General features: G+C 72.7%; 8 protein-coding genes. 2 read left to right on the forward strand and 6 right to left on the reverse strand.

Annotated features, from left to right (window positions below):
* Positions 1 to 89: 89 nt before the first annotated feature.
* Positions 90 to 2,318 (reverse strand): bifunctional metallophosphatase/5'-nucleotidase, encoded by a 2,229-nt coding sequence (locus tag ACHUEU_RS13440; RefSeq protein WP_394216639.1) that lies wholly within the window; start codon positions 2,316 to 2,318, stop codon positions 90 to 92.
* A gap of 564 nt (positions 2,319 to 2,882) precedes the next feature.
* Between ACHUEU_RS13440 and ACHUEU_RS13445 the strand changes: the two genes are divergently transcribed.
* Positions 2,883 to 4,295, forward strand: coding sequence for an NAD(P)/FAD-dependent oxidoreductase (locus ACHUEU_RS13445; RefSeq protein ID WP_394216681.1), 1,413 nt, complete (start codon positions 2,883 to 2,885; stop codon positions 4,293 to 4,295).
* Positions 4,296 to 4,397: 102 nt separating this feature from the next.
* Here the strand turns inward: ACHUEU_RS13445 and ACHUEU_RS13450 are convergent, their stop codons facing one another.
* From ACHUEU_RS13450 to ACHUEU_RS13460, 3 genes are read right to left on the reverse strand one after another with little or no spacing between them, the layout of a single operon-like run.
* Positions 4,398 to 6,941: a transglutaminaseTgpA domain-containing protein gene (locus tag ACHUEU_RS13450; protein ID WP_394216640.1), complete on the reverse strand. Its 2,544-nt coding sequence runs from the start codon at positions 6,939 to 6,941 to the stop codon at positions 4,398 to 4,400.
* Positions 6,938 to 8,317 carry a DUF58 domain-containing protein gene (locus ACHUEU_RS13455; RefSeq protein ID WP_394216641.1) on the reverse strand — a complete coding sequence of 460 codons (1,380 nt, stop codon included), beginning with the start codon at positions 8,315 to 8,317 and terminating at the stop codon, positions 6,938 to 6,940. The genes ACHUEU_RS13450 and ACHUEU_RS13455 overlap by 4 nt, the downstream gene beginning before the upstream one ends.
* The gene (locus ACHUEU_RS13460) at positions 8,314 to 9,363 is read right to left on the reverse strand and encodes an AAA family ATPase (protein ID WP_394216642.1); all 1,050 of its coding nucleotides are present in this window, start codon (positions 9,361 to 9,363) and stop codon (positions 8,314 to 8,316) included. Before ACHUEU_RS13460 ends, ACHUEU_RS13455 begins: the two co-directional genes overlap by 4 nt.
* A gap of 133 nt (positions 9,364 to 9,496) precedes the next feature.
* Here ACHUEU_RS13460 and ACHUEU_RS13465 point away from each other — a divergent pair, with 133 nt between their 5' ends.
* On the forward strand, positions 9,497 to 10,687 hold the full coding sequence (locus ACHUEU_RS13465) for an LPXTG cell wall anchor domain-containing protein (protein WP_394216643.1): 1,191 nt from the start codon (positions 9,497 to 9,499) through the stop codon (positions 10,685 to 10,687).
* Between the two features lie 234 nt (positions 10,688 to 10,921).
* On the opposite strand, the gene ACHUEU_RS13470 is transcribed toward ACHUEU_RS13465, so the two are convergent.
* Together ACHUEU_RS13470 and ACHUEU_RS13475 are read right to left on the reverse strand one after the other, a co-directional pair.
* The gene (locus ACHUEU_RS13470) at positions 10,922 to 11,734 is read right to left on the reverse strand and encodes a hypothetical protein (RefSeq protein WP_394216644.1); all 813 of its coding nucleotides are present in this window, start codon (positions 11,732 to 11,734) and stop codon (positions 10,922 to 10,924) included.
* The gene (locus tag ACHUEU_RS13475; protein ID WP_394216645.1) at positions 11,659 to 12,252 is read right to left on the reverse strand and encodes a hypothetical protein; all 594 of its coding nucleotides are present in this window, start codon (positions 12,250 to 12,252) and stop codon (positions 11,659 to 11,661) included. The genes ACHUEU_RS13470 and ACHUEU_RS13475 overlap by 76 nt, the downstream gene beginning before the upstream one ends.
* Positions 12,253 to 12,339 lie beyond the last annotated feature (87 nt).

Consider the following 12,339-nt stretch of genomic DNA (forward strand, 5'->3'; position numbering starts at 1 on the left):
GTCGGGACCGACGCTTCGTGGTGGTCGGTCCCGACCCCGTCAGGGGCTGTCAGCGCCCGTCCGAGGTTCTCCGCGGCCCGTCAGGGGTGTCAGCCCTGTCGGCCGACGCCCTTGCCGATGCCGCTGTTGCTGCCACCGGGGGTGCCGTTGTTGTGCCCGGGGCCGCGGTTGTCGTTCTGCCGTGGACCGTTGCCCCGGTCATGACCCTTGGCCTTGCCGTTGACCTTGCCCGGGTGCTCGGCGCCCGGCTCCTCGGAGCAGGCGGCGAGGCCGAGCCGCTCGGTGGAGAGCTCAACGGTGATGGCGGTGCCTGTGTCCGGGACCGTGGTGAGGGTCAACGGCAGCGAGGTCCCCTCGGCGAGGCAGGTCAGACCCTCGAGGGTGACGTCCGCGTAGTAGCCCCCGAGCTCTTCGGAGTGCACGTAGGGCGCCTCGACGGTGCCGTGCTCGCCGGTGTCGACGCTCACGGTCCTGATCTCCGGAGCACCGAGGCTCTGGGACTCGAGCTTGCCCAGTCGCAGCACCGGGGCGGTGCCCGCCTCGCCGGCCAGGATCTGCAGCTCGGCCTGACGCTGCGAGAAGTCCGGGGTCAGGCCCTCGTGCGCCGCGAGGTACTGGATGAACGCGTCGCGATCCAGCACACCGGAGTCGCGCACGTTCGCGGCGTCGGACAGGGCGTGCATGTTGTCGCCGCCCTCGAAGAGGAAGCTCGCGGCCACGATGGTGTACATCGCGTCGGGGTCGATCGGCTCGCCGTCGATGCGGATGTCGACGATCCGGTCATCGCGCTCGGCGCTGGAGTCGAAGGCGTACTCGACGTTCTCGGAGACGCCGAAGGCGAGGAAGGACTCGTCGCCGGGGTCGACCGCGCCACCCTCGGCGTTGCGCTGCCACTGCTCCTCGAGCATCTGCTCGAACTGTGCACCGGTGACCTCACCGGCGTTGAGGGTGTTGCCGAAGGGGACCATGGAGTTGGCCTCGGCGTAGGTGACCACGCCCTCCCCTTCGTCGGCCGCGGACTCCTCGTACCAGAGCTCCGCGCGGATGCCGCCGGGGTTCATGAACCCGATGACCTCGTGCTCGCCGCCGAGGCCGGCGTCCTCGAGGTACCACCTCATGGAGTCGGCGAGCATGTTGCCGGCCGCGGAGTGACGCGTGCGATTGTCGCCCTTGGTGGTCGCCTGGTTCCCGATCGGCTCGTCCGGGGTGCGGATGCCATCCACGTAGGAGGCCTTGGAGTCGTCCCAGGATGTGGTGACGTCCCCGTCGACGGAACCGACGGGCTCGGCGCCGACCACGGCTGCCTGGTCGATGGCGTCCTGGGCGATCTGGGTGACGTCCTCGACCACGGGGGTCGTGATCGCGCAGGTCTCGCCTTCTTCCAGGGAGGTGGCGATGAGCTCGGGCATGCCCTGCACGTCCCAGTCCCCGTCCTCGCCCAGCTCCAGGTTCACCACGCCGAGGTTCGCGGCGCTGGCGCCGGTCTGCACGATGGCACGCTCCTCGCCGTCCTGGCCGGGGACGGGAGCGTTGAAGTTGTAGACCCGGTGCGAGTCGCCGTTGAAGATCGCATCGACCTCGGCGGAGGTCTCGGTGACGATCTTGTCGAAGATCGGGTCCGTGTTGTCCGGGGCGACGCCCGGCTCGGCGTTCGCGCTCGCACCCTCGTGATAGGAGGCGACGAGGACGTCGTACTCGACCCCGTCGCTCGCCATCTCCGCGACGACGTCGTTGACCGCGTCGACCGGATCGCCGAACTCGAGGCCCTCGATGGCGGCGGGGCTGACCTTGCCCACGGTCTTCGTGGTGACCGCGCCGATCACGGCGATCTTCACCCCGTCGCGATCGATGACGGCGTACGCGTCGTGGATCCGCTCGCCGGTGGCCTCGTCGTAGACGTTCGCGGCGAGGTCCGGGAACGCGGTGCGGGGCTCGATGCGCTCCAGCAGGTCCTCGACGCCCTGGTCGTACTCGTGGTTGCCGATCGCCGTGGCGTCGACGCCCATGGCGTTGAGCACGTCGATCGTGGGCTCGTCGTTCTGCACGGCGGAGGCGAAGGCGGAACCACCCACATTGTCGCCCGCGGAGAGCAGCACCGAGGTATCACTCTCGGCACGCACCGTCTCGACGGCGCAGACGAGGCCGTCGGCACCACCGATGGCGCCGTGGAAGTCGTTGAAGGTCATCAGGGTGACCTGGTCACCGGGATCGGCGGCGGCGGCGCCGAGCGGCACGACGGCCGACGCGACGGCGACCGCGGCGGCACCGAGCCCGGCGGCCACGCCGCGCCCGAGGCGGCGAGCGGGGATGTCCAGCATGGAAAGCTCCTGAGGGCAGGGGATGATGCGAGAAGAGCCGTTCCATCACACCCCAGAAACGTCCCGTCCGCTGACGTTTTCACCAAGCCGGCAGCGACCTGTCATCGGCAGTTCAGCTCCGCCGTGGTCAGGCCGCATTCCGAGTGCCGCCACCAGAAATATCGTGACCTTGCCGTGACCTGAGACGAGCCGTCCGCGCCGCACGATCCTGCGGCGCGGACAGGGCGCAGGACCGGCCGGCGGGGCCGGGGCCACTCCGGCCGCGCGGCCGGCCTGCACCGGGTGACCGCTTTCCGTATGTGACCTCGCCCCGTCGGCGGGAGGCGCTCGTGGCCCCACCGGGACCGAGTGGGTACCATCTGCGAGGACTACGGATGGTCCGCCCGCCCCGTCCCCCGGCCTCTCCTCGATGCTCTCGGCCCCGACCGGGATCGGATCCGGCACCGTCCCCAGCCCGCCCGCTCCGACGCTCTCACCTCTCTTCCAGACGCGGACCGCGACCCGATCGGCCACCAGCCCCGGCCGGGCCGCCCATGCGCCGCTCAAGGAGTCCTCCCCATGGTCATGCCGCTGCCCTTCCTCACCCGTCGCCCCACCGTCCCCGCGAAGGACGGTGCGAGCTGGCCGCACGTCGTCATCCTGGGCGGCGGCTTCGCCGGGGCGCACTCCGTGGGCGCCCTGCGCGATGCCCGAGTGCGCGTGACCCTCATCGACCGCAACGTCTACAAGACCTTCCAGCCGCTGCTGTACCAGGTCGCGACCGCCGGTCTGAATCCGGGGGACGTCACCATGTTCCTGCGCGGCCTCTCCCTGAAGGTGCCGAACATGCGCTACCGCCAGGGCGAGATCGAGGGCGTGGACCCCCAGCGGAAGGTCGTGCGTCTGGACGAGGGGCAGAAGGGCACGCAGGAGATCTCCTACGACTACCTGATCGTCGCCAATGGTGCGACCACCACCTTCTTCGGCACTCCTGGTGCCGAGGAGCACGCGATGCCGATGTACACCCGCAGCCAGGCCCTGGCGATCCGCGATCGCGTCTTCTCCGAGCTGGAGCGCTCGAGCCGCGAGGCCGGGATCAGCCACGACAAACTGCACGTGTGCATCGTCGGCGGCGGGCCGACGGGCGTGGAGATCGCCGGCGCCCTGGCGGACTTCCGGATGCAGGAGCTGGACATCCTCTATCCCGAGATGGATCCGGGCACCCTCCAGGTCACGGTGCTGCAGCGCGGCGACGAGCTGCTCAAGGAGTTCTCCACCAAGTACCGCCAGTACGCGGCCGATGAGCTGCGGGACCGCGGCGTCACCCTGCAGCTGGGGCGCGGGGTGAAGGAGGTCGGCTACGACCACGTGGTGCTGGACGACGGCTCGGTCCTCGAATCCGATATCACCATCTGGGCGGCCGGGGTCGCGATCCCCGCCTCGGTCTCCGAGTGGGGTTTCCCCCAGGACCAGCGCGGCCGCCTCTCGGTGGACGACTACCTGCAGGTCAAGGGCTTCCCCGGCGTCTATGCGGCCGGGGACATCGCCGGTCAGGACGAGGCCCTCCCCCAGCTCGCGCAGCCCGCGATCCAGACCGGCCAGGCCGCCGCCCGGGCGATCGCCGCCGAGGTCGCCGGCAAGCCCCGCAAGAAGTTCTCGTACACCGATCTGGGCACCATGGCCACCATCGGCCGCCATGCCGCGATCGCGGAGATCCCGGTCCTGGGCGGCCTCTCGGGCTCGCTCGGCTGGGCGGCCTGGCTGGGCGTGCACGTCATGAAGATGATCGGGCACCGCAATCAGCGCGCGGTCGCGATGAACCTGGTGTCGCTGTACGGCGGCACCCGCGCCACCCATCAGCCGAATCCGGTGGTGGGCGAGGTGGACTCGCTGCGGGCGGCGAGGATCTTCGAGGAGCAGGCCCCGCGCCGCCTGTTCGGTCAGGGCGCCGAGGCCGCCTGCCCGCCCGAGGAGCACAGCGGCTCGACGCCGGGCTGAGCCGAGCCTGACGCAGCGGCACTGCGTTCCTGCTCGACCAGGGTCTGCTCGGCCAGGCCCGCCGGGCCCGGCCGAGTCCGCAGACCCGGTGTCACCTGCCGCTCAGCGCACGCTGCGGAGAAGCTCGATGAGCAGGTCGGCGTCCTGGCGGAGCGGATGGGGCGCCTCCCCGGTCGGCGCGCCGCCGGTGCTCGCGGGCACGCTCCCGCCTGCCGCGCCGGCTTCTGCGCCCTCCGCCGCCGTCACCCGCTCCGTCACGTCCGGCAGGGGGGCGGCGTAGCGGGCGGCGGTGACCGCGTCGGCGAGACGGGCGGCGGCGGCGCGGTGCTCGGGGACGATGTCGCGGTCAGCGGCCTCGATCTGCGCGAGCAGGTCCTCGAGGGCGCGGTGCGGCGGCAGCGCGGCATCCAGACCGAGGGCCGTGGGGGTCGGGCCCCACGCCCCGGTGAGCCGGAGCCAGCGGATCGCGGTACGGCGCACAGAGAGCTCTCGGGTGATCTCGGACCAGGCGAGCTCTCCCGCCTCGCGATGCCGCCGCTCCACCGCGAGCGCGGCGCCGGCCCCGTCAGCGCCGGCGCTGCCGTCAGCCCCGGCGCCCCGGCCCCGCAGAGCCGCCCAGCGCGCGTCGCGGGCGCGGTGGCGACGGTGCCGGATGCCGAGCACGGCCGCTGCGGCGCCGGCGGCGAGCAGCCCGCCCAGCGCCATCACCAGCACCACACCCCACTTGACGGTGCGCACGGTGGTCTCGGACGGCCCGCCGCCGTCGGTGGCCTGCGCGGTCGCGGGGTCCTCGACGGTCTCCTCGGCGGTGCCCTGCACGGTGGGCGTCTCCGCGGTGGGCTGGTCCGATGGCGACGGATCCTCGGGAGCGGGGGCGGGGGCCTCGACCTGCTCGGACGGGTCGGTCCGCTCCGGCGTGCTCACCCCGTTGGCGGCCGCGGCCGGGGTGGGCTCGAAGCGCACCCAGCCGTGCTCGGGGCCGAACCACACCTCGGGCCAGGCGTGCGCGTTCTTGGTGCTGACGGACCATGCGTCCCCGTCCTGCTCACCGGAGGTGAAGCCGATGACCACCCGCGCCGGGTATCCCTGCGAGGTCATCATCAGCGCGAACGCCGCGGCGAACTGCTCGCAGTAGCCCACGCGGTCCGCGAGGAAGGATTCCAGCGGGTCCTCGCCCGGCGGGGAGTTCACCGTGAGGGAGTAGGCGAAGGAGGTGCGGAAGTAGTCCTGGAAGGCGACGGCGGTGTCGTAGGCGGTGTCCGCCTGCCGGTTCTCGACGAGCTCGTCCGCGAGCGCTGACGCGATCTCGGGCACCTCGTCACGGGAGGTGTACCCGGTCTCGAAGGGCTGGGCGAACTCGGCCGGGTCCACGCCGCGCAGCTGCTCGGCGGTGGAGGTGCGCGGTTCGGACTCGATGCTGTAGCGCTGCCCGGGCAGTCCGGAGCGGAGGAAGGACAGAGCCACCTCGCCCTCGGTGGGCTGCAGCGTCATCGCCCGGTTCAGCGTGCGGTCCGCACCCTGCACGGAGCGCACATTGGCCGGTACGGGGAGGCGGTCCCCGGCGAGGTCGATGATCTCGACGTCGGTCTCGATGAAGTCCTCGTCGCTGCCGCTGGCGGGGACGCCGTCGTCCCGCGCGTCGCTGAAGGAGTCCCCTCCGCTCCGTGACTCCTCCCCCGTCGCATCGCCGCGGAAGGTCTCGCCGTCGAACGTGTTCAGGGTGCGCAGGCGCAGGTAGGAGGGGTCCTCCGCCGTGGTGGTGTACCGCAGCACCTCGGTCTCCTCCCGCTGCAGGAGGGAGCGGCGCACGGAGACGTCGTCATCGATCATCACCGGCCCGAGAGCGGGAGCGTCGGGATCCTGCCAGCGCTCGAGCAGGTCGACGTTCAGGGCGAGCCGGGCCGGGGCCAGCTGCGGCAGGGCCGGGCCCAGCAGCGGGGTCAGCGCCGCGACCAGGGCCACGCAGAGCGTGACCGCGGCGAGGGTGCGGCCGTGGTGGGCGGGAGGCCCCGCCTGCGGCCGACGGTCGCCGTGGAGGTAGCGCGGATCGGCGTGGACGGTGCGGGTCGCGAAGATCATCGCCCCGGCCAGCACGGGAGCGGCCACCTGCCACCACGGGCCGCCGGCCGGCTGCTGCAGGGCCGGGATCAGCAGCGAGCTCATCAGCAGCAGGGCGGTGGGGGTGTGCCAGCCCAGGTCCAGGAACATCAGGTCCAGCAGCAGGGTCGTCAGCCCGATCAGCGCCACCAGCAAGATGGCGCCGGGCGCTCCCAGGGCCACCGGAGGGACGCCCGAGGCCAGCTCGTTCACGCCGCGGGTGACGATCTCCGCCTGCGCACGGAGCACCGTGACCGGGCCGTCCTGCCAGGGGGCCAGACCCAGCACCGTCTCGGCCACCAGCACCAGCACCACCAGCAGCCCGGCCTGGGCCGGCGGCGCCAGCAGCTGGCGCGGCACCACGGTACGCAGCACCACCCCGCCGAGGATCACGGGGACGGCGGCGACCAGGGTCAGCAGCAGCCAGGACGAACCGGCCAGCAGCTGGGAGACGGGGGCCGAGGCCAGCGCCAGTCCGCACAGCAGCAGCAGCGCCCGGCCGGTGAGGTGGGCGCCCTCGAGCGGTGGCCGGCCCAGCAGCGGGCTCATCGTGGCGACTCCTCAGGGGCGGTGAGCAGGTCGGTGAGGGTGTCCGCGGCGGTGCCGCGCACCAGGTCCCAGGTACCGAGCCGGGAGCGGGTGGGGGCGTGCCGGTCGCGGACGGCGGCCAGCCGCCGGGCGTGCTGCTCGTGGGCGTGGCCGAAGTCCTCGCCGTCGGCCGGGCCGATGCGGCGGGCGGGACCGCCGCGCCGCGCTCGGTGCGGGGCCCGCGTGTCGGGGGCGGCGCGGGGGTCCTCGAGGGCGGGGCGCAGCGCGATCGCGGTGCGGTGGGCGGCGCGGCCGGCGAAGCGGTCCAGCTCGAGGCCGGAGAAGGGGTCGCCGTCGTCGGGCCCGAGGGCGATCGCGAGAGCGGTGTGCCCGGCGGCATGATCCTGGCCGATGCCGCCGGGGGCGTCGTCGTCGAAGTCGACGTCGGCGAGCGCGAGCAGGGAGGCGCGCTGCTCGACGGTGTCCGCCTCGCGTCCCAGCGGGGACGCGCCCGCCAGGCCGCGGCGGCGGCCGGTGCGGGTGATCTCGTCCCCGGAGGCGTCGACGACGCGCACCTCCCAACCGTGCAGCCCCAGGGCCTCGAGCACGGTCGCGGCGTGGGAGACCAGCGCATCCTCGACCTCGGCGGAGGGGTTCTCGCGCCGGCTGGTGTCGAGCACGATCACGGCGCTCTGCGCGGAGGCGGGCTCCTCCTCGCGGGTCATCAGCTGGCCGGTGCGGGCACTGGCGCGCCAGTTGATGCGGCGGATGTCGTCCCCGCTGGCGTAGGGGCGGGCGAGGGGGCCGATCTCGCCGATGCCCGGGGAGCCGGCGGCGCGGCGGGCGCTCTGCCGGCTGATGCCGGTGGCGCGTTCGGCGGCCGGCTCGATCGCACCGATCACCGGCAGGCCGATCAGGCGCAGGTCATCGGCCACGGTGCGGCGCAGATGGAACAGACCCAGCAGGTCGCGGACGATGAGCGAGTAGGGGCCCAGGCCGTGCCCGCCCCGTCGGCCCACGTGCAGCACATGCGGCATCCGCGCGGCCAGCGGCAGATCTCCCTGGCCGCCGAGCGGCTCGGGCAGGTGCTCGCGCACGATCCCGCGCCCCAGCGGCACCACGGTGATCCAGGCGGGGCCCGTCAGTTCGAGCATCACGCGGGCGGTGGAGCCCACCGGCACCGCGTCATCGACCAGATACCGGCGCGCCCGCAGCCCGACGCTGCTCACCATGATCCCGATCGCCCCGAGGACCAGCATGAGCAGCAGCGCTGCGGCCAGCTGACGGGCCGGGGTGACGCGGGCCAGGTCGCCCAGGAGCCACATCACCGTGCACAGCCCGAGCACCGCCACGCCCCGCCCGGTGGGGCGCAGCATCGTGCCGGGGCGCGGACTCATGTCTGCGAGGTGCCGGCCAGCACCTGCTCGACCAGCTCCTCCGCGGTCGCGCCGCGGGAGAGGGCCTGCGGGGTCAGGTGCATGCGGTGGCGCCACACCGGCATGATCACGTCGGCGATGTCCTGCGGGGTGGCGAAGGTGCGGGCGGAGAGCGCGGCCTTCGCCTTCGCGGCGCGCACCAGATGCACGGCGGCGCGCGGGGAGGCGCCGAGGGTGACCTGCGGATGGGAGCGGGTGGCCTGGGCCAGGCGCACCGCGTAGTCGAGGATCACCGGGGAGGCGTGCACACTGCGGACCAGGGAGATGTGCGCGGCGATCCGCTCGGGGCTGGTGCGGGTGATGACGGCGTCGATCACGTCGTGATCGCCCTCGGGGACGGGTCCGGTCTGGGTGGCGAGCATCCGTGCCTCGGCGCTGGGCACCGGGTAGCCCATGGTGGTCTGGGCCAGGAAGCGGTCCCGCTGCGCCTCGGGCAGGCGGTAGGTGCCCTCCATCTCGACGGGGTTGGAGGTGGCGACCACCATGAACGGCTCGGCGAGGGGGTAGGTGGTGCCGTCGACGGTGACCTGCCGCTCCTCCATCGCCTCCAGCAGCGCGGACTGGGTCTTCGGGGAGGCGCGGTTGATCTCGTCGGCCAGCAGGATCTGGGTGAACACGGCGCCGCGGCGGAACTCGAACTCGCTGGTGGCCTGGTTGAACACGCTCGCGCCGGTGACATCGCCCGGCAGCAGGTCGGGGGTGAACTGGATGCGGTGGCGCTGGGCCCCGAGGGAGGCGGCCCGGGACTTGGCGAGCATCGTCTTGCCCACCCCGGGGATGTCCTCGATGAGCAGGTGCCCGCCGGCCAGCAGCACCAGCACTGCGATGCGGGCCACCTCGTCCTTGCCCTCGACGACGGTCGCGATCTCCGAGACCACGCTCTCGGCCTCGGTGGCGATCTCGTGCGCCTGCGCGTCGGAGAGGACTTCTGCGGTCTCGCCGGGGCGGCTGCGGGAGGCATCCCGGGGATCGCGAGGAGCCTGCAGCGCGATGTCGTCCTGAGTCATGTCGAACTCCTCCGTGTCACCGGTGACACATGTTCACGAAAGCTTTGCCGTCTGATGAACTCCCCCGCTGAATCATCGTGACGATGCCTCGTACAGTATGACTGGTCCAGACTGCCATGCCCGAGGAGTTCCGATGTTCGTCCGACGTGGCCGAGCCCCCGTGAGGCTCGGCGCCGGGCTCCTGCTCGCCATGACATGCGCTGTGGCGCCGGTCCTCGCACTGGCCCCGCCGGCCGCGGGTGCGCCGACGCCGCCCGGGGCGTGCACCGACAAGGCACCGAGCGCGACGGCGACCTCGACGCAGCTGGGCGGGCCCGTCGAGGTCTCCGGTGACTGCTTCCCGACGCGCTCGACGGGCACGGTCGAGATCTTCATCCAGGGCAACGACGAATCGCGGCAGATCGACGACGTGAGCACCGGGGGCGGACAGTCGGTCCACAAGTCGTTCACGCCGACGGTGGCCGGCGACTATCAAGCCGTCATCGAGGTCGACGGCGTGCCTGCGACCACCACGTTCACGGTGGATCCGCCCACGGAGGAGCCGATCGACCCCGAGCCGACGGAACCTGCACCGACGGACCCCGACCCGACGGATCCCGAGCCGACGGATCCCGAACCGACAGATCCCGAGCCGACGGATCCCGAGCCACCCGACCCCGAGCCGACGGACGATCCGTCCGACGGACCGACCACCCCGGCACCGACCGACGATCCGGCGGAGCCGCTGCCGTCCGACCCGGCGCCCTCGGACGAACCGTCGACCCCGGCACCGACCCGGGACCCGAACACCTCGACCCCAGCACCCAGCGATCAGGACACCGAGGACCCGCAGGGCGCGCCCTCCCCGACCCCTGCGGATCCCTCCCCGAACGCCGAGGAGGACGAGGCCGCCACTGCGCCGCCGACGGCCTCCGACCGGCCGGGCACCTCCTCACCGGCGCCCGACTCCTCCACCCCCTCGGACCCCGCCCCGGCGACCGGCGACGTCCCGTCCTCGACTCCCGAGCACGACGCCGAGCAGCAGGAGGCGGCCGCGCTCGCGGTGCTGATGACCTCGCTGTTCGCGCACGGAGTCTCCGAGGGTGAGGTGGGCATCTCCCCCGCCGAGGCGGCGGTCTCCGGTCACGACGGCGCGTCCGACGCGGGCGGCAGGCCCGACAGCGGCGATTCCGACGGCGGCGATTCCGACGGTCACGGGGCCTCCGACGGCGGCGGCGAGGAGCTCGCCGAGACCGGTACGAACGCCTCCACACCCGCAGCGCTCGCAGGGCTCGCGCTGCTCAGCGGTGCCGGTCTGCTCTGGCATCAGCGCCGGCGGGACTGAGCTCTTCCGCGGTCGAGCCGTGGGAAACATGCGCTGGGAGGGGCGATGACGCACCTTTCCTACGGGTCACCGAGCGCTGCCCGCGGAACCGACGGCCGGGAGGCGGGCGGAACATGACCACTGCGCGCGGACTCGCTGCCGGTGCCCTGCGCCAGAATGCCTGCGCCGGAGTGGCAGCGTCAGGGTGGTGGCGTCAGGAGGGTTGCGCCAGAGCGGCGGCATCAGGGGGCAGCCTCAGGAGGGCTGTGCGACCACCCGCTGGCCGTGCTCCGCGACGATCGTGACGCCGGCGGGGGCGGAGCCGGGTGCCACGTGGTGCACCGCATCGGAGCCGTTGCCCGCGGCCCGGATCTCGCCGCCCACGTCCCAACTGCCGACAGCGTCCGCCAGGTCGACGGAGACCACGTCGTCGCCGGAGGTCGCGATCGAGCCGCCCACGCGCAGCACGTCGACCGCACCGCCGGGCTGGATGCTCACCGCGATGGCCTTCAGCGTCATCTGCACGCCCTTGACCAGGCTCGTCCCCTCGCCGCCTGCCGTGGTGATGTCCTGGTGCACGGTCAGCCTGGGCAGGGGCCGGGAGAGCTGGATCCCGATCGGGCCGTCGCCGTGGGTCTCGATCGACTCGAAGTCCGCCTCGGCGAGCGATCCGTCGTAGAGGTTGAACCCGCGTGCTCCTTTGCCGTAGGTGCGGATCGGTGCCTGGACGCGCAGGGTCGCGAGATCGCTGAAGTTGACGAAGCCGATCCCGCTGGGACCCCGTGAGGTGATCGGCTGCTGCGCGGTCCAGGTCTGCACCTCGCCCCAGTTGTCCAGCACCATGTCGTTCTGGCCGAGGGTCGTGACCGGCCCGAGGTTCGTCACGCGTTCGACGATCGCCCCGCTGATGACGAAGACCCCGCCGCTGATCAGATCGGGTGTGCCGGGGGCGATCCCGCCGTCCGTGACGATCTCCCCGGTGGTCAGCTCCGTCACGCGCAGGGAGCCGCCGGCCGCCTTGCCGTCGTCGTCCCCGTGGCCGCCGACGAAGACCCCGCTGCCGCGCACGGGAGTCCCCTCCGACCCCACGGACACGGCAGTGATCTCCGCGGTGAGCTGCACGGAGGGGTCGCCTGCCGGTTCCAGACGGTCAGCCCGCCCTGCATGGCCTCGACGCCGAAGCCGCGCGGGCGATCGGTCCGGCCGCGGAGGTCCGCCGCGCGGACGGTCAGAGCATCGATGACGATGTGGCCGGAGCGCACCGCGTCGGCAGCGATGAGGGCGACCTGACCCTCCGTGGTCACGCCCTGCAGCGTGAGCGTCCCCCAGTCGGGTCGGGTGGCGTCAGCGCGGACGGCGATCTCGTGCTCGGGCACGACGATCTCGATGTCCTGCAGGAGGTTGTCGCGGGTCAGCAGGATCCCCGTGGCACCGAATTCGAGCCGACCCCCGCGCAGGCTCGCTCCGGGCGGCAGCACGACGCGGGGGATGCCGGTGATCGTGCCGGAGATCTCGATGTCGGCGACGCCCTCGCCGAGCGCGTCCTGCAGCTGCTCTGCTGTGGTGACTTCGCGGGTCTCAGCCATGGCGAACACTCCCCATGGATCGACGGTCGTTGTCTGTGCCCGCATCCTCGCACAGGCGCGCCCCCGCGGTTCCGGATCGCTCCGGGA

The sequence above is a fragment of the Brachybacterium vulturis genome, from assembly GCF_043641765.1.
Lineage (GTDB): Bacteria > Actinomycetota > Actinomycetes > Actinomycetales > Dermabacteraceae > Brachybacterium > Brachybacterium vulturis_A.